23 protein-coding genes are annotated in these 25,033 nt (G+C 40.0%); 15 read left to right on the forward strand and 8 right to left on the reverse strand.

Annotated elements, in window-relative coordinates; genetic code table 11:
• The first annotated feature begins 54 nt into the window (after positions 1 to 54).
• From EFT72_RS00645 to EFT72_RS00665, 6 genes are all read left to right on the forward strand, one after another.
• The gene (locus EFT72_RS00645) at positions 55 to 660 is read left to right on the forward strand and encodes a LytTR family DNA-binding domain-containing protein (protein WP_124064892.1); all 606 of its coding nucleotides are present in this window, start codon (positions 55 to 57) and stop codon (positions 658 to 660) included.
• Positions 661 to 995: 335 nt separating this feature from the next.
• The gene (locus EFT72_RS00650) at positions 996 to 1,712 is read left to right on the forward strand and encodes a biosynthetic peptidoglycan transglycosylase (protein WP_206426586.1); all 717 of its coding nucleotides are present in this window, start codon (positions 996 to 998) and stop codon (positions 1,710 to 1,712) included.
• Positions 1,713 to 1,806: 94 nt separating this feature from the next.
• Positions 1,807 to 2,478 carry an exonuclease domain-containing protein gene (locus tag EFT72_RS00655; RefSeq protein WP_124064894.1) on the forward strand — a complete coding sequence of 224 codons (672 nt, stop codon included), beginning with the start codon at positions 1,807 to 1,809 and terminating at the stop codon, positions 2,476 to 2,478.
• Between the two features lie 74 nt (positions 2,479 to 2,552).
• Complete coding sequence (locus EFT72_RS19085; RefSeq protein WP_164473026.1) at positions 2,553 to 2,708, forward strand: hypothetical protein; 156 nt, start codon at positions 2,553 to 2,555, stop codon at positions 2,706 to 2,708.
• 83 nt (positions 2,709 to 2,791) lie between these two features.
• On the forward strand, positions 2,792 to 4,930 hold the full coding sequence (locus tag EFT72_RS00660; RefSeq protein WP_164473027.1) for an ATP-binding protein: 2,139 nt from the start codon (positions 2,792 to 2,794) through the stop codon (positions 4,928 to 4,930).
• Between the two features lie 88 nt (positions 4,931 to 5,018).
• Positions 5,019 to 6,332 (forward strand): citrate:proton symporter, encoded by a 1,314-nt coding sequence (locus tag EFT72_RS00665; RefSeq protein ID WP_124064896.1) that lies wholly within the window; start codon positions 5,019 to 5,021, stop codon positions 6,330 to 6,332.
• A 72-nt stretch (positions 6,333 to 6,404) separates the two neighbouring features.
• Here the strand turns inward: EFT72_RS00665 and EFT72_RS00670 are convergent, their stop codons facing one another.
• Both EFT72_RS00670 and EFT72_RS00675 read right to left on the reverse strand, forming a co-directional pair.
• The gene (locus tag EFT72_RS00670) at positions 6,405 to 7,103 is read right to left on the reverse strand and encodes a response regulator transcription factor (protein WP_164473028.1); all 699 of its coding nucleotides are present in this window, start codon (positions 7,101 to 7,103) and stop codon (positions 6,405 to 6,407) included.
• A gap of 102 nt (positions 7,104 to 7,205) precedes the next feature.
• The gene (locus tag EFT72_RS00675; protein WP_124064898.1) at positions 7,206 to 8,147 is read right to left on the reverse strand and encodes a LysR family transcriptional regulator; all 942 of its coding nucleotides are present in this window, start codon (positions 8,145 to 8,147) and stop codon (positions 7,206 to 7,208) included.
• A gap of 185 nt (positions 8,148 to 8,332) precedes the next feature.
• Here EFT72_RS00675 and EFT72_RS00680 point away from each other — a divergent pair, with 185 nt between their 5' ends.
• From EFT72_RS00680 to EFT72_RS00720, 9 genes are all read left to right on the forward strand, one after another.
• Positions 8,333 to 9,166 carry an ABC transporter permease gene (locus EFT72_RS00680; RefSeq protein WP_124064899.1) on the forward strand — a complete coding sequence of 278 codons (834 nt, stop codon included), beginning with the start codon at positions 8,333 to 8,335 and terminating at the stop codon, positions 9,164 to 9,166.
• Positions 9,159 to 9,941: an ABC transporter permease gene (locus EFT72_RS00685; protein WP_124064900.1), complete on the forward strand. Its 783-nt coding sequence runs from the start codon at positions 9,159 to 9,161 to the stop codon at positions 9,939 to 9,941. The genes EFT72_RS00680 and EFT72_RS00685 overlap by 8 nt, the downstream gene beginning before the upstream one ends.
• Positions 9,942 to 9,952: 11 nt before the next feature.
• On the forward strand, positions 9,953 to 10,990 hold the full coding sequence (locus EFT72_RS00690; protein ID WP_124064901.1) for an ABC transporter ATP-binding protein: 1,038 nt from the start codon (positions 9,953 to 9,955) through the stop codon (positions 10,988 to 10,990).
• Positions 10,991 to 11,035: 45 nt separating this feature from the next.
• On the forward strand, positions 11,036 to 12,091 hold the full coding sequence (locus EFT72_RS00695) for an ABC transporter substrate-binding protein (protein WP_124064902.1): 1,056 nt from the start codon (positions 11,036 to 11,038) through the stop codon (positions 12,089 to 12,091).
• Positions 12,092 to 12,101: 10 nt separating this feature from the next.
• Entirely contained in the window at positions 12,102 to 13,835 is a 1,734-nt protein-coding gene (locus EFT72_RS00700) for an adenine deaminase C-terminal domain-containing protein (protein ID WP_124064903.1), read from the forward strand.
• Between the two features lie 5 nt (positions 13,836 to 13,840).
• A complete protein-coding gene (locus tag EFT72_RS00705; protein WP_124064904.1) occupies positions 13,841 to 15,169 on the forward strand; it encodes an amidohydrolase in 1,329 nt (442 codons plus the stop codon).
• Positions 15,170 to 15,372: 203 nt separating this feature from the next.
• Positions 15,373 to 15,639, forward strand: a complete 267-nt coding sequence (rpsO, locus tag EFT72_RS00710) for a 30S ribosomal protein S15 (RefSeq protein ID WP_124064905.1) — start codon at positions 15,373 to 15,375, stop codon at positions 15,637 to 15,639.
• Positions 15,640 to 15,844: 205 nt separating this feature from the next.
• Complete coding sequence (locus EFT72_RS00715) at positions 15,845 to 17,983, forward strand: polyribonucleotide nucleotidyltransferase (RefSeq protein WP_124064906.1); 2,139 nt, start codon at positions 15,845 to 15,847, stop codon at positions 17,981 to 17,983.
• Between the two features lie 78 nt (positions 17,984 to 18,061).
• The gene (locus EFT72_RS00720) at positions 18,062 to 19,690 is read left to right on the forward strand and encodes an amidohydrolase (RefSeq protein WP_124064907.1); all 1,629 of its coding nucleotides are present in this window, start codon (positions 18,062 to 18,064) and stop codon (positions 19,688 to 19,690) included.
• A 2-nt stretch (positions 19,691 to 19,692) separates the two neighbouring features.
• Here the strand turns inward: EFT72_RS00720 and EFT72_RS00725 are convergent, their stop codons facing one another.
• The 6 genes from EFT72_RS00725 to EFT72_RS00750 all read right to left on the reverse strand — a co-directional run bounded on the left by EFT72_RS00725 (position 19,693) and on the right by EFT72_RS00750 (position 24,850).
• On the reverse strand, positions 19,693 to 20,382 hold the full coding sequence (locus EFT72_RS00725; protein WP_124064908.1) for a hypothetical protein: 690 nt from the start codon (positions 20,380 to 20,382) through the stop codon (positions 19,693 to 19,695).
• Entirely contained in the window at positions 20,366 to 21,769 is a 1,404-nt protein-coding gene (locus tag EFT72_RS00730) for an AAA family ATPase (RefSeq protein ID WP_124064909.1), read from the reverse strand. Before EFT72_RS00730 ends, EFT72_RS00725 begins: the two co-directional genes overlap by 17 nt.
• Positions 21,770 to 21,863: 94 nt before the next feature.
• Positions 21,864 to 22,586: an amino acid ABC transporter ATP-binding protein gene (locus EFT72_RS00735; protein ID WP_124064910.1), complete on the reverse strand. Its 723-nt coding sequence runs from the start codon at positions 22,584 to 22,586 to the stop codon at positions 21,864 to 21,866.
• Between the two features lie 2 nt (positions 22,587 to 22,588).
• The gene (locus tag EFT72_RS00740; protein WP_124064911.1) at positions 22,589 to 23,263 is read right to left on the reverse strand and encodes an amino acid ABC transporter permease; all 675 of its coding nucleotides are present in this window, start codon (positions 23,261 to 23,263) and stop codon (positions 22,589 to 22,591) included.
• Between the two features lie 18 nt (positions 23,264 to 23,281).
• Entirely contained in the window at positions 23,282 to 24,070 is a 789-nt protein-coding gene (locus tag EFT72_RS00745) for a transporter substrate-binding domain-containing protein (RefSeq protein ID WP_206426587.1), read from the reverse strand.
• A 147-nt stretch (positions 24,071 to 24,217) separates the two neighbouring features.
• Positions 24,218 to 24,850, reverse strand: coding sequence for a TrkA C-terminal domain-containing protein (locus EFT72_RS00750; RefSeq protein WP_124064912.1), 633 nt, complete (start codon positions 24,848 to 24,850; stop codon positions 24,218 to 24,220).
• Between the last annotated feature and the right edge of the window lie 183 nt (positions 24,851 to 25,033).

Genomic DNA, 25,033 nt, shown 5'->3' on the forward strand with positions numbered 1-25,033 from the left:
TATATAGATAAGGGCAATCGCGTCTAAAATTGATCTGGTTATGGGGGGAAGGAAATGAAAATCGCCTTTTTTACAAATGAAAAATGGCTGATGGAAACAGAGCAGAAAATTAGTGGCAGTTTTGGAAATGGATTGTTTAAAATTGATTATTTTTCGCTAGAAGAAAAATTATTACGGGAATTGGACCGAACGGTATACGATGTGATATTACTTTACCCAAGTAATGGGAAAATATCCATCAAAGATTTTGTAAGACAGGTAAAAACAAAAGTGAAAAGTGGTATTATTACTTTGGGAAACGGTAAGATTGTGAACTTGAAACAGACAAAATACATTGCTTTTTTTTATGGACAAACGTATTTTTTTGACGTACGTGATATTTTATTTTTAGAGTCCTATTACCGAAAAACAAGTGTGGTAACAGAACAAGCAAAAATTCGTATAAGAGCCAGACTAGACGAAGAGGAATACAAACTTCCCAAAGAACAATTTGTTCGAATCAATCGGCATAATCTTATTAATATGCAGCACATACGTTTTGTAAAAGAGGATCAGATAAAAATGATAAATGGTGAAAATTTATATGTAAGTAAAAGTAGAAAAAAGAAGTTTGAGAAAAGCTATCAGGATTTTTTAGAATTAAATGAGATGTTCGTGTGAAAAATGTCGAAAAATGCAATAATACTAGCAAAAAGCGCAAAGTGGATTGCCTCGGTGTTTTGAACGTGCTAAGGTATGGGTATTCCACGGCACATCATATCTTAAATCCATCTAGGTACGTTCTTGTTGCAGGCAGCAGAAAATCAGCCGGTTTCTGCTGCCTATTTTCTATTCTTCTGGAACTGATTTGCAAAAATTGTAAGAAATGGTAAGAAAATATTGGGATTTGATTAGAAAATTTAGAAAAATATAAGGAATTATTCCTGATTTCAATCAATGCATGTGATATAATCAAGTAAAAGATTGGAAGTGAATGAAAGAAGGAGGTGGTATCCGTGAAAGTGAAAGGTTTGGCTCGTAAATTGATTTTCTTAGTGTTATTGGTCGGTATTTTGACTGGATTTACAGTAGTACAGAAGGGATATGATATCTATCGGCAGGCTTTAGACACAAAGGATTTGTTTGACCGGATCGAAGAAGTTCGGGAAAAAGACGGATATACTAAATTTAATGATCTTCCTGGAGTATATGTAGATGCAATTGTATCGGTAGAAGATAAACGTTTTTTTCATCATATTGGAATTGATCCCGTTGCCATTGGCAGAGCTGTTTTACATGATATTCAGGCGGGGCGTTTTATAGAGGGAGGGAGTACCATTACCCAGCAACTGGCTAAAAATTTATATTTTAACCAGGATAAAGAGATTACCAGAAAGGCAGCAGAGGTATTTATGGCAATGGACATTGAGAAAAATTATACGAAAGAAGAAATCTTTGAGCTTTATGTGAATTGTATCTATTTTGGGGATGGATATTATGGAATTGGAGAAGCTAGTAAAGGGTACTTAGAGAAAACTCCAAAGGATATGAATGAGTTTGAAAGTACACTTTTGGCAGGTGTTCCCAATGCTCCGTCAAAGTATGCACCAAGTAAAAATATGAACTTAGCAAAGATGCGGCAGAAAAAAGTGTTAAGTCGAATGGTAGCCTGCGGTTATCTATCGACACAAGAGTTAGAAACCGTTGCTAGAGAAGTGATAGCGATTCCATAATATTACTTGATGTCTTCCACTTATGAAGTTATAATAAGAGTATTACAAAAGAAACAGGAAATAGAATCCTGTTACATACTAAATGGAGGAAAATATGGTTGCAAAAGATTTAACGGGCCGACGTTTGGAACAGTATGCAGACAACTATGTAGTCTTTGATTTGGAAACAACTGGAGTCAGCTCCAAAGAGGACTTCATCATCGAGATTTCAGCTGTCAAAGTGAAAAACCATGTAGTAATGGATCAGTTTACGACACTGGTTAATCCTGGAATGCATATCCCAGCGGGAGCGACTAAAGTGAATGGAATTACAGACGACATGGCTATAAAGGCACCTAATCTTAGAAACGTTCTGCCAGAATTTCTATCCTTTATTGAAGGTGAGATTTTAGTTGGGCATAACATACAGTCCTTTGATCTTAAATTTTTATCTCGGGCAGCAGAGGAACTTTTGGGATTAGAGGTACCAAATGATTACGTTGATACCCTATACATGGCAAGAACGGTTCTTCCCATGCTTCGCCGTCACCGGCTGACGGATCTATCGCAATACTTTAACGTTCCCACAGATGGCGCACATCGTGCTCTGAATGACTGTATCATGAATCAGAAGTGTTATGAATATATGGGACAGTTAAATGTTGAGAAAAAGGAAGAAGAGTTCTGCCCAGTATGTGGCAGTGTTTTAAGACGACGGAATGGAAAATTTGGAGATTTTTATGGTTGTTCTAATTTCCCTAAGTGCCGATTTACAAGAAATACATAATAATTCGGCAACCTGTCATGATGCAGCTTTAAGGCAGCATAGACTGGAAGCATAGGAAAAAAGGAGGAATCGGTATGCTAGACAAACGGGGGTATCATAAGCTAATGTTTTTTACTTTTTGTCTCATCGTCATTTTGTTGATTGCAGGTACATATAGTTATTTTTATGGCAGCAAAGGGAATGTATTTCCGGGAGAATATAAAAATCTAGCGATAGCCTATGTGGGATAGGGGCTATCGCTTTTGTATATTTGTTTAAAAAATTAGGACAGGGTATAATAGAAGAACGAAATGTAATCATGGGGGATATCGAATTGAACGATCATAATAGGAGTCTTTTCAAGGGGGTATTGTCAGGGGTGGGGTTTTTGGTCCTTTTGCTTTTTTTGAATTTCTGGATTTTAAAAAGCTATCAGAACCATGTGATTGAGATGACACAGGACAATCTTATGGTTGCTGCAAGATCGGCTTCCAACAGTTTAAGTCTGTTTTATAAAGAAAAACTGGAAGAATTTTGTTTATATGCTCCCATCGCTGCAGAGAAGGAGTCGTATCTTGGTTATTATCTGGGTTTAAATAAAGAATATATTTCTTCCGTTTCCTTGTTTAATTCCGATCAGACTCTTTTGTCTGTTCACGGAACTTCTTATGAAAAAGAAGCGAAACAGGCGGTCTTAGAAGCAATGGAAAATCCAGAACTCGTCAAAGGAAAAGCGATTTTATTAAAACCAGTCCTATCTGGTTCTAACCATTTCATTCAGTTTATGGTGTGTCGGGTAAGCAATCCCTCTCTGCCGGATCGGTTTGTGGTAACGTCAATTGAAACGGGTGAAGTATATAAAAAAATTGTACAACCCATAAAAGTGGGAGAGAATGGATATTCTATGGTTAAGGATACCGATGGTGTAATTCTAATGCACCCCACCTTGGATCAGATTGGGTTAAATGCCGTAAAGGGGCGTCTAGCGAAGTATAAAGATTACAATTTGGATCTTTCTAGCCTGGGTGAATTATTAAATCGGCAAAAGAATAACAAAGAGGGAAAAGAAATTTTAAACAGCTACTGGTGGGATGAGTTAACAGCAGCCAAAAAAGTTTTGGTTTATACCAGGGCAGATATTGGAGAACAGCAGTGGATTGTAAATGTCACTTTAAATTACAAGGAACTGGAGAAGCCTTTGGGAGAAGCAACAAGGCTTAGTATTTTGGCGGCGGTTGTAATACTGGCACTATTTGGTGTCTTTCTTTCCTACTTTATCAATCGTGAGAACAAAACAAGCTCCATGGAAGTGGAAGTTAAGTATTTAAAAGAACTAAACGGAACCTTAGAACAATTGCATCAGAAAGAAGAACAAGTTAAACACGGCAGCAGGTTATGGTCGGTTGGTATCCTATCCGGAATGATCAATCATGAATTCAATAACTTTTTGACTCCCATTCTCGTCTATGGTGAACTAATACTAGCAGATAAGTCGGTGGATGGTTCTACCAGAGAAAGTGTGGCAGAGATTGTGCTAGCGGCAAAAAAGGCGGCAGAGCTGACAAAAGAATTATCATCTTATACCAGAAAGGATTCGGGGGGAAAAAAGATTGTTGTTTTAAATGTAAGGGATCAGCTAGAACGGAACCTTAAGATGGTTCGTAAATTACTTCCCAATTCCATTCACCTACATAAAGAAATCACGGCAGAGGAATGTTATATCCAGGGGAGTCAGTCCTTGATTTCGCAGATTGTAATCAATTTAAGTACCAATGCGCTTTATGCGATGAAAGATAGTAAGGGAAGATTGACCGTAATTGGCGGGACTGTAAAATCTACGAATCAGCAACGCAGATATCGTCTTATCATTGGAGATACAGGACCCGGTATGACAGAGGAGGTACGATCGCAAATATTTGAACCGTTTTTTACCACGAAGAGGGAGGGAGAAGGAACAGGGCTGGGATTGAGTGTAATTCATGGATTGATCACAAGAGCAGGTGGATCCATAGAGGTAAAGTCAGAACTGGGAAAAGGAACCACATTCATCATTGAGTTTCCACTATGTCAAATCGTGGAAGAACAGGATCTTTCGCTGGAGACTAAAAAAACGGTAAGATATAAAGAACTTCTTTTGCTGGAAGATCAGGACAGTGTAAGAAAAGCACTGGGAAAAGGATTAGAAAAAAGAAAACATAGGGTTGTATCCTGCAAAACACCAGTGGAAGCACTTCGAATTTTAAAGAAAAATGGAGAGCGCTTTGATGCCATTTTAACAGCGGATTCCTTACCAGGCATGGGTGGAATTGAGTTTGCTGGGATTGTGCGTTGCATTGGAGTCGGAGCCAAAATTATTTTGATTTGTGATTTGGAAGATCAGGATATATTGGAGAAAAAAACGAATAATGTAGATGGAATACTGGAAAAGCCAGTTACTGTTGAGGGGATTGAGGAAGTTTTAAGAAAATTGTAGAATCTTAAGAATTATTAAGAGACCTGTCAAAAAATATATAGAACCTCTCCGTATAGTAAGTGTAAGAAAGAAAAAAGGAGAGGTGTTTATGTATCTAGCTATTATTGGTTTTCTCATGGTAATTGCCATTGTAGTACTGTTATTAAAAGGCAAAATGTCCCCCATTGTTGTTTTAATCATCGTCCCTACGATTGCTGCGTTGCTTCTAGGTTATAGTGTCAGTGAGATAGGCGATTTCATTAAGACCGGTGTGGGAACGACCACAAGCAATGCAATTTTATTTATCTTTTCCGTTGTATTTTTTGGCGTAATGTCAGATGTTGGGGTATTTGATATTATTGTAGATTTTCTGGTTAAAAAAGCTGGAGCGAATGTAATTTCCATCACGATTGCGACTGCCATTATCGCAATTATTGCTCATTTAGATGGTGCAACTGCAACAACTGTTTTAATTACAATTCCTTCGATGTATCCGGTTTATAAGAAGATGAAAATACGTCCTCAGGTCCTTCTTTGCATCGTAGCCGCGGCTATGGGGGTTATGAACCTTCTGCCTTGGGGGGGTCCAACTGCAAGAACGGCAACCGTACTTGGTATGGATGCCACAATCCTATGGCACACTCTGATTCCCATTCAGCTGCTGGGCTGTATTGTTACAATATTGCTTGCATTTTTCTTAGGCTTAGTCGAAAAGAAACGTGGTGCAGGACTTGATGCAAGTATGACACAGGCGGATCTATTAGAAGCTGCAACCGCTAAGGATGATGGGTCACAGGCTCTTAGACGCCCCAAACTCCTTTGGATTAACATCCTTTTAACCGTAGGACTCATTGCGACACTTATGTTAAATATTACATCATCTTATGTTTTGTTTATGTTATTTTTATCCATTGCTTTGATAATTAATTTTCCATCCTTAAAGGAACAAGATAAAAGAATCAAGGCACATGCACCGACAGCTCTGATTATATCAGCAACGATGTTAGCATCTGGGGCAATGGTAGGAATCATGACAGAAACGCAAATGCTGGGTGCTATGGCAAATGCGATTATTAGTATTCTTCCAGATGCTTTGGGACGTTATATTCATATCATTTTTGGAGTTCTTGGAATGCCACTTGGTATGATGGTAGGTACAGATGCTTATTTTTATGGTATTATGCCTCTGGTTATCGAAGTAGGAACCAAATATGGAGTCACTGCATTAAATACAGCGATTGCCATGATGATCGGAAAAAATGTAGTGCTTATGATCAGTCCCTTGGTACCGGCCACCTATCTGGCGATTGGACTCGTGGACATGGAATTAAAGGATCATATTCGCTTCTGCTTTAAGTGGCTGTTTGCCGTCACAATGATTATGTTAGCTGGAGGATTGCTTTTGGGAATCATTATCTTATAGCGAATAAAAAAACTCTCTCTGAAACAGACTTTAATGTTCAAACGTCTGCTTCGGAGGGAGTTTTTTCATCTTTTATAGCCTTAAAGATATATCCTTAAAGATATATCCGAGTCCCCAAGCAGTTTTTAAATACTTTGGATGCTTGGAGTCGTCTTCAATTTTGTCTCGTAGACGTTTGATGTAAACCATGATGGTATTGTCATCAACCACGGAATTTTTCCAGACATTTACATAGAGCTGTTCTTTTGTAAAGACCTGATTCTGGTTTTCCAATAAGAATTTTATCAAGGCGGTCTCTTTGGAAGTGAGAGGAATGGGAACTCCTTGCTTCGAAAGTGAAAAATCCCGAAGTGACATGCGTAGTTCCCCACACACCAGTTCTTTTGTTTCCACAGAATTATATTGTTGGCTTCTTCGTAGCAATGCATTGGCCTTCGTTGTTAACATTTCCAATCCGAATGGTTTCGTCAAGTAGTCATCCCCGCCAAGTGAAATTGCTAGAATCTTGTTTTGTTCCTCCAGTTGTCCACTCAAAAACAAGACAGGTGTATAGATCTTTTTTTTGCGAATCAGGTTTACGACATAAAAACCATCCATATCATCCATCAAAACATCTAAGATAATCAGGTCATAGGTATGCTGATCTAGTAATTGAAGTGCTGCGGTTCCACTGTCTGCCAAAGTTACTTCTTTATTTTCTCTCTCAAATACCTGCTTTACGGATAGGCGGACTGCCCGGTCATCATCAATCACCAAAATCTTATCCTTCATACCAATATCTCCTTGCATTTTACGTTATTTCATCAGTATATAGTAATTTTTGCGAAAAAGCAAACAACAGAACCCAACATAAAAAAATATTCAATTATCCCATCAAGGGGTATATTCCTTATGCTGGGTGTTATAATAATCGGTCAGTATATTAAGATATGCTCTGGCATATTGGGGAAGGTATCTGTTTTTTTGGTAGGCGGCAATCAAAGTATTTTCCATTCGGTTTTTCCCAATGGAAAGGCATACCGAATCCTTTCCTTCCCGTTTTTTTAACGTATGATAGTAACTTTCAGGCGCAATCGCAGCTCCCAAACCTTCCATAGCAAGTTGAATGGACAATTCACTGTTTCTGGTATGGAGAAGAATCACTGGATCTAGTTGGTATTCCTGAAACAATTGACAAGCAATGGCTCCGCTATTTTGATCCGGGTAAAGGAGTATAAACGGTTCTTTTGTTAGAAGGCTTAAATCCAGCCATGGATAGCGGAAGCCCTCTTTTTTGATTGCTTTTTTGACCAATGGGTTTTTCCCAGACAGTACCAGCACCATCTCTTCTTTTCCTATCATCTGATAATCAAGATCAATGGGAAACTTGTGTACATTATAAAAAGTTAAGTCTACCGTGTGATCCGTTAAAGTATGCTCTGCTACAAAATTGACTTCCTCCATTAGATTGACGGTGACATGGGGGTAAAACTTGTGGTAGGTCATAAGCGTTGGTCCAATTAGACTGTTTCCCAACATAATGGGCAATGCGATGTTTAAACGTCCTTGGTTTCGGTGCATAATATCATCGAATTCGATCTCCCATTCAATCCCGTATGCTACAATTTTCTCGGCATAATGAAGGTAACGTTCTCCCGCATAGGTAGGGGAGTAGCAGCTTCCTACCCGGTTAAACAACCGTGTCCCAAGCTGCTGTTCCAGATTTTTTAAATATTTACTTAAGGATGGCTGGGAGATAAAAAGAGTTTCTGCTGCTTTGCTGATATTTTTCATTCTTGCAATAGCCAGAATGTATCTCGCTTCTTTCAGTTCCATAGTAGTACTTTCCTTTCCGATTTATGTTGAACTATAGCTTTACTGCATAGAAAATATAGATTATATGTATTTGACGTAAAGTATATCATAAATTATAATAAATGTACAGATATAAATTAACTGTACTTATAAATAGTTATAAGTGAAACCAATGTTTGAAGCGAATATCGCATAGTGAGGTTAAGATGAAGAAAAGTAATGCATTTGTTATGGTAATACCAGGGCTTGTGATTCTATCCGTTTGCCTATTCTTTCCCCTTCTAAGAGTATTAATTCCAACTCTTTCGATCGGAGAGTATCCGCTTCAAGCTTATGCGGAGTTTTTTCAGGATGCGTACTACCTTAAAATTTTTCTAAGAACACTAAAGGTTGCAGTCCTGACCACAGGTATCTGCATGATAGCAGGCGTTCCCACTGCTTATTTTATTAGCCGGTGTCAGAAAAAATGGAGGGGTATTTTACTGTCTGTGTCAATTTTTCCGATGATGACCAATTCCGTGATCCGAAGTTTTGCCTGGATTAACATACTTGGAAGTTCTGGTATTATCAATCGTTTTCTTCTTACAACAGGGTTGGCAGAAAAGCCTGTAAAGCTATTATATACGGATTTTGCCATTGTCATCGGTTCGGTCTATCTATTCCTGCCTCTTATGATTGTAACTGTGGCAGGGGTGATGGAAAACATCGGAGACGATATGATGGAAGCAGCATTAAGCCTTGGGGCTGACCGATTTCGAGCATTTTTAAAAATTATCTTTCCCATGAGTTTACCGGGGATCATCGTGGGCGGGATATTGGTCTTTACAGGAACGCTAACTGCCTACACCACACCTCAGTTACTTGGTGGGAATAAAAACATGGTACTGTCCACATTTATATATCAGAGAGCCATGACCATAGGAGATTGGGATGGAGCGGCTGTCATATCCCTGATTATGATCGTTGTAACCTTAGTTGTTATCAAAGGAATGAATGCTCTGGCAGCTAGGCTTGACAGAAGAGGAGGAAGCGATGCGTAAAAATAGAATGCTTACGGCATTTGCCCTACTGGTATTTGCATTTTTAATCATACCTTTGGTTATCATTACCATAACAGCATTTGGTGAAGGAAGCGCCATTACGTTTCCTGTGAAATCCTTTTCCTTAAAATGGTTTCTAAAGGTGTTTACTTTAAAGTCGTTTCGGATTTCGTTTCTGACCAGTCTTGAGATTGCAATGTTAGCGACTGTAATTGCCCTAATCGTAGGAATTCCGGCAGCGTATGCGCTTGCCAGATCCGGATTGAAAGGGAAAGGGATTTTAAAATCTGTATTCCTTTCTCCCACCATCGTGCCGGGAATTGTAATCGGGTTTGTACTCTATCAATTTTTGGTGCTTACATTCCAGATTCCTGTCTTTATGGGATTGCTTGCAGGCCATTTTATGGTGACGCTTCCTTATATAATCCGAGTGGTAGGTTCTAGCCTGGATCAATTTGACTTTTCGGTGGAAGAGGCGGCCTGGAGTCTGGGGTGTGGGAAATTAAAGGCTTTCTTTTCTGTGGTTCTTCCCAATATTACTTCAGGAATTTCCGCTGCGTTTATGCTGGCATTTATCAATTCCTTTAATAATATTCCAGTATCCATGTTTCTATCTGGTCCCGGTGTCTCCACGTTTCCGGCGACTCTGATGAATTACATTGAGTATAATTATGACCCTACGGTCTCCGCAGTGTCTGTCATTTTAATGGCTGTTACTGTTCTTATGATGGTGCTTGTTGACAAAACACTGGGAATTGCTGCTTTGGCGAAATAGGAGGAATGCACATGGCTTATATGGAATTAAAGGACATTGATGTCCGTTATGATAAAAAGAAACAAGTTTTAAAGGGATTAAATCTTAAGGTGAAGGAAGGAGAACTGGTTTCCCTTCTTGGACCAAGTGGATGTGGAAAAACGACGACATTAAGAGTGGTTGCTGGATTTATAGAACCTCAAAATGGTGTGTTTTCCATTGGAGGAGATGATTTAACCAAAGTACCGGTTCATAAAAGAAATTTCGGCATCGTCTTTCAAAGTTATGCCTTGTTTCCTCATTTGAGTGTCTATGACAATGTGGCATTTGGATTAAAGATGAGAAATCGAAAGACAGAAGAGATTGATCAGAAGGTTAAGGAAATATTAGAAATCTGCGGTCTTACAGAATTTCAATCACGATTCCCCCAGCAGATGTCAGGAGGACAGAGGCAGCGAGTGGCCCTTGCCAGAGCTCTGGTGATTGAACCGAAGCTTCTGTTACTAGATGAGCCTTTGAGCAATCTAGATGCGAAGCTGCGCATCAACATGCGTATGGAGATCAAACGGATTCAGAAGAAGCTTGGAATTACAACACTGTTTGTTACTCATGATCAGGAAGAGTGCTTTTCTATCTCTGATAAGGTTGCTGTTATGAATCAGGGGGTAATTGAACAGTTTGATACTCCGGAACAGATCTATCAAAGACCGGAAACGGAATTTGTAGCAAGATTCATCGGGTTTGAAAATTTCCTACCTCTGAAAAAGGGCAAGAATGGATATGAAACAGAAACGGGTGAAATATTTACAGTAGAGATGGAACGAAATGGAACGAATTTTATGGGAACCATTCGACCGGAAGATATTCAGGTGGCAGAAGCCGGACAGACCAATAATGTTCTAGAAGGGATCATCGGTGTTCGTACATTCCTTGGAAAGACCTATCAGTATGAAGTGCTGACAGGGGGCGGAAAGTTTCTGGTGAACCGGCCAGCGGATGAATCTTATGAAGAAGGAAAAAAAATCCGGCTTTATCTGCCAGAAACCAGACTGATTTTAGTACACAGGTAATTACGGCTTTTAAGCCGGTAATATAGAAAAGAGAGGAATACAATTATGAAAAAAGTATTGGCATTATCCTTATGTGCAGTTTTATTGTTATCGGGATGCGGCAGTGCAGGCAGCACAGGAGAAAAAAGCACCAAGAAGGAAGAGAAAAAACTGGTGTTGTCTACCTACGGATTAAGTGAGGATATTTCAGAAGAAGAAGTCTATAAGCCTTTTGAAGACCAGTTTGGCTGTAAGATTGTAACAGAGACAGGAAGCACAAACGAGCGTTACACCAAGTTATCAGCAGATGCAAATAGTACCATTGATGTCATTGAGTTATCCCAGGCGATGACGGCTAAGGGGATTGAGGAAGGATTGTTTGAGTCTCTGGATTTATCTAAGATTGAAAACATCAAGGATTTAATTGGCGCAGCCAATATCATGGCAGAGAAAGGTCAGGGAATTGCATATACCATTAACAGCATAGGCATTATGTATGATCCGGAAGCTGTAGGGTTTGAGATTAACAGCTTTGACGATTTGTGGAAGGCAGAACTTTCAGGCAGCATCGCCATTCCGGATATTACCACTACATTTGGCCCGGCTATGGTCTACATGGCAGGGGAACATGCAGGGGTTGATGTGACCAAAGACAATGGAAAAGCGGCTTTTTCTGCACTGGAAGAATTAAAGCCAAATCTTGTAAAAACGTATGCCAAATCATCGGATTTAATTAATATGTTTACCTCTGGAGAAATAAAAGCAGCAATCGTGGGTGATTTTGCAGTTCCCATCATCACAGAAGCAAATCCGGATTTAAGCTATGTGACTCCAGAACATACGTATGCGAATTTTAATACCATTAGCATCACAAAGAACTGTGAGAATAAGGAACTGGCTTATGCGTATATTAATTATCGGTTAAGCAAGGAACTTCAGGAAAAAACGACCAAAGTATTAAACGAAGCACCTACCAATAACCAGATAAAAGTTTCAGAGGAAGATGCAAAAAACATGACTTACGGTGCGGTTGCTGAAAATGCAAAGGTTCTTGATTACTCCTTTGTCAATCCGATTTTAAGTGACTGGATCGACCAATGGAATCGGATCATCAACAGTTAAGGAAGAGACAATGAAGAAGGTTGACTTATTAATTCAAAATGGATGGGTCTACCTGACATACAGGCAATGTTTTAAAAAGATGGACATTGCAGTGGTAGGGGAAACGTTCTATGACATTTCCCCTGCTTCCTGTTATGAGGCAGACCGGATCGTAGATGCAGAAGGAAAATATGTGATCCCAGGGCTCATTGATATCCATATGCATATTGAAAGTTCGATGACATATCCAGAAGAATTTTCAAGAGCAGTTCTCCCATGGGGAGTAACAACAGTAGTAGCGGATCCTCATGAGATTGTTAATGTATTTGGGATATCGGGTATGAACTGCTTTATGGATCAGAAGACAGATTTGGATATTTATTATGGCATCCCATCAAGCGTTCCTTCCACTGGAAGTGAATATGAAACAACTGGAGGGGAAATTGGGGAAGAAGAAGTCAAAGAATTATTAAAAGACAGTCGTGTCTTATGTTTGGGGGAAGTGATGAATGCTTCCGATATACTTTCAAAAGAAGAGACCCGTATCAAGCGTATTATCCGACTATGTCAAAATGCAGATCGAATGATTCGGATTGAAGGCCATTGTCCCTCTCTGACGGGAGAGGAACTTGCCGGCTTTATTCGAGGAGGTGTGGATGCAGATCATACGCAGCAGACACCGGAGTCGGTCCTTGAAAAAACAGATTTGGGTATGTTTTTGGAATTACAGGAAAAATCCCTTACTTCTCAGGTGGTAAAAACCGTGGATTCTTATAATCTGTATGAAAATATATCACTTGTTACAGATGATATTATGCCAGATCAACTGATAAAAGGACATTTAAACCGAAATCTTTCGCTGGCAGTCTCCCATGGGATGCCTCCAGAAAAAGCAATTTATTGTGCAACCTTTACCCCGGCGAGGCGTATGGGATTAAACGACCGTGGAATGATCGCTCCTGGGAAACAGGCGGATCTGGTGATTTTAAATGATCTGACGGATTTTGTTCCATTCTCCGTGTACAAAAGTGGCAGGCTGGTAGAACCAAAAGTAAACCCAAAATTGGAAGGAAGTAGAAAACCAGTAAAGTTTCCGGATCATTATTACCAGTCTGTTAATTGTCGTCTGGCTCTATTTGCAGATTTTCGGTTAAACCGCTGTAAGATAAAGAATGGGACGGCGCTTGTTCATGTGATGCAGATCCAAAAATTTGGTACCAGATCCGTCCATAAAAAGCGTCTGGTGCCGGTAAGAGATGGCTGCTTGTGCTGGAGGGAGGCAGGACTTTGCCTTATGACAGTATGGGAACGTTACGGAAAAACTGGAGATGTCTCCTATGGATTGGTGGAAGGGGGACTTTCCGCTTCTGGAGCGGTGGCAACCACATGGAGTCATGACAGCCATAACCTAATGGTACTGGGAAATTCTGAAAAAGACATGGTACTGGCACAAAACCATGTGGTTCATTTGCAGGGTGGGTACGTAACTGCTAGGGATGGAAAGATTACGGCGGCGGCTCCTTTGCCTGTGGGAGGGATTCTCTCAGATCAAGGAATGGATTTACTTTCCAAAGATTTAAAAGCAGTCAGGGATGAGGTGGAATCCATGGGATACTGTAACAACAATGTCATTATGTCTCTATCCACCTTAACGCTTCTAGTTTCGCCAGAACTTAAGTTAAGCGACAAAGGGCTTTTTGATGTAAGGACAAAAAAAGAGGTACCTCTTGTAGAAAAATACGTCAGTGAAAAGGAAAAAGGTTAATTTAAGTGAGAACAGTAATAAAAAATGCAATCGTAGTGACCATGAATGAAAAAAGAGAGATTCACAATCCTGGGTTTGTCATGTTTTTAGATGACTGCATCACTCATATCGGGGAGATGAAGAATCTGCCTCAAGAGGCGGAGTCAACTGATATCATACAGGTAGATGCAAAAGGTGCAATCGTAATGCCTGGAATGGTGAATCCCCACACGCATATGGGAATGATTCCGTTTCGAGGACTTGGAGATGACTGCAAAGACAGACTTCGTACTTTTTTATTTCCCATGGAACAAAAGGCTATGGATGAAGAACTTGTGTACCATTCCACCCGCTACGCAGCAGGTGAAATGCTTCTTTCCGGTGTGACAACGGTTTACGATATGTACTATTATGAAGAAGAAGCAGCAAAAGCAATGGATGAAATGGGGATTAGAGGGATTGCAGCCCAGACAATTATAACGGACGGAGCTTGTGATTTTAAAGATCCTTTTAAGGCAATGGAATATGGCGAACGGCTGATCCGAAACTATAAATCTCATAGTAGAATATCGGGTGCGATTGCTCCCCATGGTACCAGCACCTGTGAGGAAGAGGCGCTAAAAGTGGCATATGGGATAAATAAATCTCTTGGCAGTGTGTTTTCTCTCCATGCCGCAGAGATGGAGTATGAAATGGACTATTTTCGGAGAACAGGGGATAAAACTCCAATTGGATATTTAGACCGCATTGGCGTCTTAAGGGAAAACACGCTGTTGGCTCACTGTATTCATATGACCCGAGAGGATCTGCTTTTACTAAAAGAAAGGGGAGCCAAAGTTGCTCACTGCATCGGCTCCAATACCAAGGCAGCAAAAGGCGTGGCACCGGTAAGAGAGATGCGGGAATTGAATCTATCAGTTGGTCTTGGTACCGATGGCCCAGCGAGTGGAAATACTCTGGATTTATTTACGCAAATGAAGTTATTTGCAGATTTTCATAAAAACGAAACCAGGGACCGAAGTGTATTTCCGGCGGAACAGATTGTGGCTTGTGCGACCATTGAAGGAGCAAGAACGCTTGGGCTTTCCCAAATTACTGGTTCTCTAGAATTGGGGAAACAGGCAGATCTGGTACTAATTGAGACCCAGTCTATGAACATGTTTCCAATCTATGATCCGTATTCGACACTTGTTTACAGTGCAAGTCCGTTTAATGTAAAAGAGGTCTATATAGCAGGCGTGTGTTTGGTTAAGAACAAAAAACTGATCCTTTCCAATCAGGAAAAGATTAAAAAAGAACTACGCAGTAAGATGGAACGGACTGCTTTTAAAGATTACATGAAAATTACTGATTAAGATCATTTAAAAAAGGGAATAAGATATAAATATGATAGAATAAAAGAGTGAGAGATGTTACAGAATAGGAAAGATAAAATTGACAAGGATAATTCCCTGTGTTAAACTACATTAGTATGAATACACGCCGGTACCCGGTGATTTGGACACTCCAACCAATGCTTGGTACGAGGTGAGAATCTAAATTTAAGGAGGAATTACACATGATTTCAAAGGAAAAGAAAGCAGCAATTATTGCTGAATTTGGAAGAGCCCCAGGAGATACAGGTTCACCAGAAGTTCAGATCGCGATTCTGACAGAGAGAATTACTGAATTAACGGAGCATTTAAAAGTTAACTCAAAGGATCATCATTCCAGAAGAGGACTTCTTATGATGGTAGGTCAAAGAAGAGGTCTTTTGAATTATTTAAAGAAGTCAAACGTAGACAGCTATCGTGCTTTAATTGAGAAGTTAGGAATTAGAAAATAACAACCATTTAGGGTGGAGAACTTCTCCACCCTATCTGTCTATTAAGAAAAGAATGTTAAAAGTAGAAGCATTTTCCCCGAGACCGCTGATGTACGCGTAACTTTCAAGGATACGGAGATCGAATCTGCGTAGATTGCGCGCAGATCAGTAGTTTCGGTGTCTTCTGCTATTTAATATAAATGAATGAATAAAAGGAGATACCAGTATGTACAAGAGTTTTAGTATGGAGCTTGCAGGAAGAACTCTGACCGTAGAGGTTGGCAGAGTCGCAAAGCAGGCCAGTGGTGCAGCACTTATGCACTATGGTGATACCGTTGTTTTAGCAACCGCAACTGCATCCGATAAACCAAGGGATGGGATTGATTTCTTTCCCCTGAGTGTTGAATATGAAGAGAAATTATACTCTGTTGGTAAGATCCCAGGAGGATTTAACAAAAGAGAAGGGAAGGCTTCTGAAAATTCTGTTTTAACTTGCCGTGTCATTGACCGTCCCATGAGACCGTTGTTTCCAAAAGATTATCGCAATGACGTAACGCTAGATAATATCGTAATGTCTGTGGATCAGGACTGCAGTCCTGAGCTGACAGCGATGTTAGGTTCTGCTATTGCGACCAGCATATCAGATATTCCGTTTAGTGGTCCTTGTGCTTCTACACAGGTTGGGCTGGTAGATGGGGAACTGGTTATCAATCCAACACAGGTACAAAAGCATGCATCTGATCTGGCACTTACAGTGGCTTCTACCAGAGAGAAAGTAATTATGATCGAAGCTGGTGCCAATGAAGTGGCGGAAGATAAGATGATTGAAGCGATCTTTAAGGCGCATGAGATGAATCAGGAGATCATTCAATTTATAGATACCATTGTAGCAGAATGTGGAAAGCCCAAACATGAATATACCAGTTGTGCGGTACCAGAAGAATTATTTGCTGCTATAAAGGAGATCGTACCCTCTGAAGAGATGGAAGTTGCAGTATTTACTGATGAAAAGCAGGTAAGAGAAGATAACATCCGTAAGATCAGAACGAAACTGGAAGAGGCTTTTGCAGATAAAGAAGAATGGCTTGAAGTACTTGGAGAGGCAATCTATCAGTATCAGAAGAAGACGGTCCGCAAGATGATCTTAAAAGATCATAAAAGACCAGACGGCCGTGCGATGGATCAGATCCGTCCTTTGGCTGCAGAGGTTGATCTCCTTCCAAGAGTTCATGGATCTGCAATGTTTACCCGTGGACAGACTCAGATTTTAAATATCTGTACCCTGGCTCCTATGTCTGAGTGTCAGAGATTAGATGGAATTGATGATGCGGAAACTTCCAAACGGTATATGCACCATTATAATTTCCCATCTTTCTCCGTTGGTGAGACAAGACCATCTAGAGGTCCGGGACGTCGTGAAATCGGACATGGTGCACTGGCTGAAAAAGCATTGGTTCCAGTTCTCCCATCGGAAGAGGAATTTCCATATGCGATTCGTACCGTATCAGAGACGATGGAATCCAATGGATCTACTTCTCAGGCAAGTATCTGCTCTTCATCCATGGCTTTGATGGCAGCAGGTGTTCCAATTAAATCGGCAGTTGCAGGAATTTCTTGTGGTCTGGTAACCGGAGCGACGGATGATGATTATGTCGTTCTTACGGATATCCAGGGACTGGAAGATTTCTTTGGCGATATGGATTTTAAGGTAGGCGGTACTCATAAGGGAATCACTGCAATTCAGATGGACATTAAGATTCATGGATTGACAAGACCCATCATTGAAGAAGCGATCCGTACAACCGGTAAGGCTAGACTTTACATTCTTGATGAAGTTATGGCAAAAGCCATTGATGAGCCTCGAAAAGAAGTTGGCAAATATGCTCCGAAGATTGATCAGTTATCCATTGATCCTCAAAAGATTGGTGATGTTGTAGGAAAACAGGGAAAAGTGATCAATAAGATTATTGAAGAAACTGGAGTGAAAATCGATATTTCAGACGATGGCAGCGTTGCTGTATGTGGTACGGATCAGGCTAAGATTGATCGTGCCATTGAGATCATCAAGAGCATTGTTACTGACATTGAATCCGGTCGGGTGATGACAGGTAAGGTCGTAAGAATTATGAACTTTGGTGCATTTGTTGAATTGGCTCCGAATAAAGATGGCATGATTCATATCTCAAAACTGTCGGATAAGAGAGTGGCGAAGGTTGAAGATGTGGTCAATATTGGCGATGAAGTTACAGTTAAGGTAATTGAAGTTGACAAGATGGGCAGAATTAATCTTAGTATGAAGCCAGAAGATTTAACGGAAAAAGCAGAAGTGAAAGCAGAATCAAAAGAGGATAAGCCATCCGTATAAATCGTAATAGATACAGGCAGCAGACCGTTTTCACTGGTATGCTGCCTGTTTTTCATATCAAAAAACAGGGGAGAAAAGATGAAGGAGATTTATTATAATGGTCGTATCTATCAAAAAAAGGGCATGGAGTCGGAGGCCATGGGAGTGGAACGGGGCATGATCGCTTTTGTTGGATCCAGGCAGGGTGCCGAGGCCTGGGCGGCTGGGGGAGAAACACGTTCTCACAACTTATCCGGAACTTTTGTAGTGCCTGGACTGATTGACTCTCATATGCATTTGCTGGCTTATGGATATGGGGTGGGAATTGTTGATCTTAGGAAACGGACCTCTTCTTTAAATGATCTGCTTCAATGTCTAAAGGAATATAAAAACAGTACGATGGAAAGAGAGGGGGAATGGATTATCGGGAGAGGCTTTCATCAGGATGATTTTCAGGATGAGAAGCGATTTCCAACCCGCTATGATCTGGATCTTATTGCACAGGATCGACCGATCTTCGTCACTCGGTCATGTGGACATATTGCCATTGCAAATTCCGCTGCTCTTGCTATTGCCCATATTACCAAAGACACTCCACAACCAGAAGGTGGCAGGATTGATATGGATGAAGAAGGAGAACCTACCGGTATTCTGCGGGAATATGGGATAGAATGCGTAAGTCGTTTTATTCCAAAACCAGGAAAAGATAAGATAAAACAATATCTTCTTCAGGGGATGAAAAAGTTGAATGGCTATGGGATTACATCCGTTCAAAGCGATGATTTTGGTGCATTTGCCGGGGTTAATTATGAGACTGTAATTCAGGCTTACAAAGAACTGGAAGCAGAGGGACATTTGACGGTAAAAGTCTACGAACAGTGTTTGCTTTCTGAGATGGAATCGTTAAAAGACTTTTTATTCAAAGGATATCGAACAGGAGTGGGAACTCCTTATTTCACCATTGGCCCCTTGAAGATCATAGCAGATGGTTCCCTTGGTGCAAGAACCGCATATTTGGACGCGCCTTATGCCGATCAGCCCGATCATCGTGGGATTTTAATTTACAGCCAGAAGGAACTGGAAGAAAAACTTGCCTATGGAGTGAAGCATGGGATGCAGATTGCCATTCATACAATTGGAGACGGAGCAATGAATGTGGCGGTGAATGCTTTTTCAAAAGTCCTAGAGGAAGAGGTAGAGAATAAAAAGCGGCATGGGATTGTACATGCTCAGATTACTACAAAAGAACTGATCAGACAGTTTCAGAGACTGAATCTACACGTTTATATCCAATCTGTGTTTTTGAATCAGGATAATCATATCATAGAAAAGAGAGTGGGAAAGCAAAGAGCAGAAGATACGTACTTGTATCGTACCCTTCTAAATATGGGAATTGAAGTATCAAACGGATCGGATGCTCCGGTGGAAGAGCCATCTGTACTTTCTGGAATCCAGTGTGCGGTCACTCGAACTACGTTAGACGGAACGAAGACGTTTCTTCCCAAACAGGCTTTAACTGTAGAGGAAGCCTTAGAAACTTATACAGCCATGGGGGCGAGAGCTAGTTTTGAAGAAAAGAAAAAAGGAATGCTTCTTCCCGGCATGGCTGCTGACTTTACCGTCTTATCCGAAGATTTAAGACATTGCTTTCCGGAGCGGATTAAGGATATTAAGGTTCTTAAGACCTATGTGGATGGAATCTGTGTTTATGATGTAGAAAATCCATGATATCATTTGGATTGAAAGAGTAGATAGAAGTTGCTACAGCGTTTTAAAGAGTTGACCTCTTTGCTGATATATTCCCAGGTCTCTTTGTAACTGCCAGGTACGAAAAGTCCTTTCTGGGACAGAAAGGATAAAAATCCCTCGGTATCATATTCATATTGGTCGGCAAAAGAATCTGCAAAGTTTACTTTTTCCTCTATGGTTAGATTCTTACTGCTATTATGAAATACGTGTTCTAGATTTCTAGAAAAATAGTAAATGAAGTAGGGAATGGAGCTGATTTTCTCTGTTTGTGCCAAACTGGCTAGTATCTGGGATTTTCTTTCGTTTCGTTCAATCACAGCTTTTGGTGCCCTTGTCTCAATCTGGTTCTCGGTATAGGAAACTTCTTGAATATCCTTATAGGAAACAAATTCTTTCGGAATAAATGCCCCATCGGTATCGACAAGATGTACCACCTTTAGAATATCATTTTTATGGAATCCATATCGTTTTCTTTCCTCTTCAATGAGTTTACTCACTGTTTTTAAGACATTCTTTCCGGTAACAGACCAGTTACTGGTTAAATCTCCGTGTACGATATGGAAACGAACTTCCTGACTTGAAAAAATACTTTTTAAGATCGGACTTAAGGTCTCTTCGTCAGTTGGGCCTTCGGCTAGAAAGAGGATGATTTTTTTAGTTTTGGAGATCATCAATTACCGCCTTTCCGGCACGCCGGAATGCACGTCCTATTTCCACACGATCGGTTTCCTCATAGATTGGTTCTTTCTGGCCGCCAAGCGTAATGCTTCGCAGGTAAATATCTCTTAAATTGCTTTTGCTTTTTGCGTTTTTAAGGTGAAGGTAGCGATTATCAGGGTTTGTGGTTGAGAAAACAATGCTTCTTTTGTGAAGCATTTCCAATGCCCTTAAATTATGGGAGGTAAAGAGTAGCTGACCCTTAGCTCCTTTCTCTAAGACAAGAAGCAATTCTCCTAAGAGATATTCGTAGATACCACTATCCAGTTCATCGATAACCAAACACATGGAAGGGTGGTTATACACACACATTAGAACATTTAATACGGATATGATCTTAATGATTCCCTCGGATTCGTATTGAAGAGGAATGATGATTTCCCCCCGTTTGGAAACCAATTGAATTTTATAACCAGACGAACCATTCTCCTTTAGCTGTTCACCAAAATTATGAATTCCTATGGTTAACCCTGGAATCATGGCAGATAAGACGGAATTCATCTCGGTAATGATCTGTTCCAGAAGGGAAAAAGATTCTTTCCCAATGATGGTTGGTTCGTCCAGCTGAACATACAAATCTCCTTTTGCAACCGTTTGCCCCAGATTTAGACGAAACGCAAAAGGAAGAACAAAATCCTTTCCGATAGCACCGGAATGAGCATTTGAAATCACAAACAGGTTATAGCTGGAATACTCGTAGAGCGTTTTTATTAACCTGGAATAATCCAAAGCCGTGTTTTCCGGTACCGATAAAAAGACGTGTCTTCCTTCGGATCCAAACAAAAAGGATTGGTTGTTTTTTTGGGACAGTTTTCTGGCAACTCTTAAATTAATAAAAGTTTCGTCGTTGTGTTTTACCAATTCCTCGAACCGGTATTTCGGAGTAAAAATAGGACCTTCATTCGAGGGAGAATAATCAAGAAGCGTTTTTTTACTGTTAAATTTAGTGCCATTATATAGAGAAGAACTTAAGGTTTCTCTTGCGATCTCCAGTTTTCGTTCTGACGATCTTTTGAGCGTGACTCCATACTCGGCAAGCACAGTGGTTTCAGAAGAGTCCACGCTGAATTTAACTATGATCTGACTGGATTTGGTATCTTCACTTAAATAGTGAACAGTATCGTCTGGCAGAGATTTTCCGGTCATCAAAAACTGCATTAATTCCATTGCTTCGATGACAGCAGTTTTACCAGAACCGTTCTGTCCGTAGATGCCCAGAATGTCGGCTTCCTGACTATGATATTTTTTATCAAGGAAAGAGGGCATATCTATTTTTCCATACCGAGTATTTTTGATTCCGTATAACTCGATTTCGCTAATGCGTACTGTAGTCCCATTCATTTTAAGCCCTTCCTTTTCTCATGCTCAATGGATCACATTTCATATGGTTTTATTTTATTATGTGCAGAGAATGGGAGGAAATACACAAGAATAATCATAAAATTTGAGATATAAATTGTTTGGTACGATCTTCTTTTGGATGATTAAAGATCTCATCCGGTGTCCCCTCTTCAATTATAGAACCTTCATCCATGTAGACAACCCGGTCGGCTACTTCTTTGGCAAATCCCATTTCGTGGGTAACGATTACCATAGTCATTCCATCGTCAGCCAATTTTTTCATGACTCTTAATACTTCCCCTACTAACTCTGGATCCAGAGCAGAAGTTGGTTCATCAAATAGCATGATCTTAGGATTCATAGCCAGTGCTCTGGCAATTGCAACCCGTTGTTTCTGACCTCCAGATATCATGGAAGGATAGGTATCTGCTTTTTCTTTCATATCTACCTGATCCAGTAGTTTTAAGGCTTTTTCTTTCGCCTTATGAACGGGGATTTTTTTAACCTGAATCATACCTTCCGTTACATTTCCAAGAATTGACATATGGGGAAATAAATGAAAATGTTGAAAAACCATTCCCATTTCCTGTCTCACCATGGGAAGTATTTTACTTTTGGCTTTGATTACTTTCCCATCGATGGAAATCGTGCCTTTTTGGGCCTTTTCTAAGAAATTCAGACAACGAAGCAATGTACTTTTGCCGGATCCGCTGGAACCGATAATGACCACCACTTCGTTTTCTTCCACCGAAAAATTAATATCATGTAATACTTGGTTTTTGCCAAACCATTTATTCATTCCACTGACTGTTATCATAATTATCCCTCCGAACCTTTATAATCACTAACATTTAATCTCTTTTCCAAAAGATTGGCAATAAGAGTTAAGATAGAAGTTAACAACAGATAATAGATTGCTGCAATACTAAGCATCTCCATCAGCCTGTAATTAGAAGAACCAAGCTGCCGGGCATAAAGTAGTAATTCTGGTATGGCGACTGCGCTGGCGAGGGAGGAATCTTTTAATGCGATAATCAGCTGATTGCTCAGAGGAGGAATAGCACGTTTTAATGCTTGCGGAAGTATGATCCGCCGCATGACCTTTCCATCAGTCATACCAAGTGAAAGCCCCGCTTCCTTTTGTCCCCGGTCAACTCCCTGAATGGCTCCTCTAAATATCTCTGCTATGTATGCACCATTATGAAAACCGAGTGCCAGAAAGGCAGAAGAAAAATTTCCAAGTCTGATGAGGTTGACAAGTCCAAAGTATATCATCAAAAGCTGTAGCAGAAGAGGGGTTCCACGAATGATCCAGATATAAACTCTGGCAGAAATACTAAGTGCTTTGTATTTGGAAATCCGCATCAAGGCCAAAATAAGACCCAGTATAATACCGATACCAATTCCCATAACTGTGATGCAGACTGTCATCTTTGCTGCATTTAAAAAGGAGAGGAAATACTGAGGTATTACTGTAAAGTCCCATACTCCCATGTTGTACCGCCTCCTTTATTATTCAACCGTAATATCAACTCCGTCAAGCCATTTGACGCTGATTTCTTTCAGGGTTCCATCTTCCCGCATCTCTTTTAATATTTCATTGATGCGATTTAATAGTGTTTGATCATCTTTATTAAAAGCAATCCCCATCTTCTCAAGCCTTAATAAATGATCTGCCATCATAAGGTCATCGCCACCGGATAATTTCTTCATTGCGGAGAGAGCAACCAGACGATCAGTAATGACACCGTCTACTCTGCCGTTAATTAATTCCAACAAAGTTGCATTATCATCCTGGTAATAACTGACATCGGCATTTAATGCTTCGGCATCCTGGACAAAGTTAGTACCAGTTGCAACGGCTATCTTTTTATCTGCCATCTCATCGGCTTTAGTAATATTAGAATCTTTTCGTACAAATAGCTGAGCTCCGGAATAGTAGTATGGATCTGTAAAATCAACGACTTCCGATCGTTTGTCTGTGATTGCCATACTGCCAAGGATTGCATCGTAGCGCTTGTTACGAAGTCCCTCCACTAGTCCATCCCAGTCAGATGTTACATAATCCAGTTTCACTCCCAATCTTTTTGCTATTTCTTTTCCCACATCTACATCAAATCCTACGACTTGATCTTCCTCCATATAATTAAACGGGGGATATCCGCCGCTTCCAACGACGGTTAAAGTACCGTTTTCTTTCACTCTTGTAAGGGCATCTGTGGATTTATTGCCACAGGCAGTCAAAGCAGTAATAATTGCAATCATGGTTCCAAATATCACAATTTTTTTTTGAAAGTTCATAAGGTCTCCTTCTTTTTTGATTTACTGACAACTTTATAATAACACAAAGTTGTCAGATGAACAAGGAAAATATTACCTCTTTTGCTGAGTCCAATCAAAAAAGCCCTCTTTCCCAAGGGGGAAAGAAAGCTTTTTGTGAGTAATAATTTATGAATCTATGGTTCCTGTAATAAATGCATTGACCGCGCTGACAGAGCTGATATCTCCTACATAGATAATAACGTCATCTTTTTTAAGTACCATGTAAGGACCTGGAGATAGAATAATATGAGCGGCTCTTCGAATGGCAATGACAGTGGCTCTCGTTTCCTGCCAGAAATTCAACTCCGCCAGGGTACATCCAATAAGCGGAGATCCATCTATAATTTCAGTCTGATAATTTTCAAAAGGAGTGCTTTCTAGATAATTACAATCATCCTGGGTTATGGAGTTGGCCAGCTTAATGATCTGATGATTGACCTCTTCCTGCTTCTTGATCAATTCGCTTAATCGTTTTTTGATAAACCTGGGATTGTTTTCCGATCCAAACCGATCAATATAAATCTTTGCCTTCTCTTTTGAAAGAACAATAGTACCACTGTTTTGCTTAATGGTAACGATCTCCATATCGGATAACAGTTTCATTGATTTTCGAATCGTTTCTGGAGAGACTCCGTATTCGGATGCCATCACCGAACGTCCATATATTTTTGAGTTTTCCGGCAAGTCTCCGTTTGCAATTCTGGATGCAATATTCATTGCGATCCTGGCATAGATTGGAATTACGACATCATTTTCCAAAATTCATATCACCTTTCGTTTTAATTTATATTAGAATTATACGTGTAATTGTATCATTATTTTACAAAAAAGCAAATTATTCATCCATATTTTTTCTGGATTTTTTTAAAAAGTACTAAAAATCTATAATATTTTACATAAATTACCAATATTTATTTATTATGTACATTGAAAGACTTTATC

Origin of the sequence: Clostridium sp. E02 (assembly GCF_003833015.1) — a bacterium.
Taxonomy (GTDB): Bacteria; Bacillota; Clostridia; order Lachnospirales; family Lachnospiraceae; genus Lacrimispora.

Excerpts from the sequence above, each read along its gene's own strand:
- EFT72_RS00725 (WP_124064908.1), bottom strand. The coding sequence starts at position 20,382 with ATGATCTCCAAAACTAAAAAAATCATCCTCTTTCTAGCCGAAGGCCCA.
- EFT72_RS00695 (WP_124064902.1), top strand. The coding sequence starts at position 11,036 with ATGAAAAAAGTATTGGCATTATCCTTATGTGCAGTTTTATTGTTATCG.
- EFT72_RS19085 (WP_164473026.1), top strand. The coding sequence starts at position 2,553 with ATGCTAGACAAACGGGGGTATCATAAGCTAATGTTTTTTACTTTTTGT.
- EFT72_RS00665 (WP_124064896.1), top strand. The coding sequence starts at position 5,019 with ATGTATCTAGCTATTATTGGTTTTCTCATGGTAATTGCCATTGTAGTA.
- EFT72_RS00740 (WP_124064911.1), bottom strand. The coding sequence starts at position 23,263 with ATGGGAGTATGGGACTTTACAGTAATACCTCAGTATTTCCTCTCCTTT.
- EFT72_RS00680 (WP_124064899.1), top strand. The coding sequence starts at position 8,333 with ATGAAGAAAAGTAATGCATTTGTTATGGTAATACCAGGGCTTGTGATT.
- EFT72_RS00715 (WP_124064906.1), top strand. The coding sequence starts at position 15,845 with ATGTACAAGAGTTTTAGTATGGAGCTTGCAGGAAGAACTCTGACCGTA.
- EFT72_RS00700 (WP_124064903.1), top strand. The coding sequence starts at position 12,102 with ATGAAGAAGGTTGACTTATTAATTCAAAATGGATGGGTCTACCTGACA.
- EFT72_RS00720 (WP_124064907.1), top strand. The coding sequence starts at position 18,062 with ATGAAGGAGATTTATTATAATGGTCGTATCTATCAAAAAAAGGGCATG.
- EFT72_RS00685 (WP_124064900.1), top strand. The coding sequence starts at position 9,159 with ATGCGTAAAAATAGAATGCTTACGGCATTTGCCCTACTGGTATTTGCA.
- EFT72_RS00670 (WP_164473028.1), bottom strand. The coding sequence starts at position 7,103 with ATGAAGGATAAGATTTTGGTGATTGATGATGACCGGGCAGTCCGCCTA.
- EFT72_RS00730 (WP_124064909.1), bottom strand. The coding sequence starts at position 21,769 with ATGAATGGGACTACAGTACGCATTAGCGAAATCGAGTTATACGGAATC.
- EFT72_RS00745 (WP_206426587.1), bottom strand. The coding sequence starts at position 24,070 with ATGAACTTTCAAAAAAAAATTGTGATATTTGGAACCATGATTGCAATT.
- EFT72_RS00655 (WP_124064894.1), top strand. The coding sequence starts at position 1,807 with ATGGTTGCAAAAGATTTAACGGGCCGACGTTTGGAACAGTATGCAGAC.
- EFT72_RS00675 (WP_124064898.1), bottom strand. The coding sequence starts at position 8,147 with ATGGAACTGAAAGAAGCGAGATACATTCTGGCTATTGCAAGAATGAAA.
- EFT72_RS00690 (WP_124064901.1), top strand. The coding sequence starts at position 9,953 with ATGGCTTATATGGAATTAAAGGACATTGATGTCCGTTATGATAAAAAG.
- EFT72_RS00645 (WP_124064892.1), top strand. The coding sequence starts at position 55 with ATGAAAATCGCCTTTTTTACAAATGAAAAATGGCTGATGGAAACAGAG.
- EFT72_RS00735 (WP_124064910.1), bottom strand. The coding sequence starts at position 22,586 with ATGATAACAGTCAGTGGAATGAATAAATGGTTTGGCAAAAACCAAGTA.
- rpsO (WP_124064905.1), top strand. The coding sequence starts at position 15,373 with ATGATTTCAAAGGAAAAGAAAGCAGCAATTATTGCTGAATTTGGAAGA.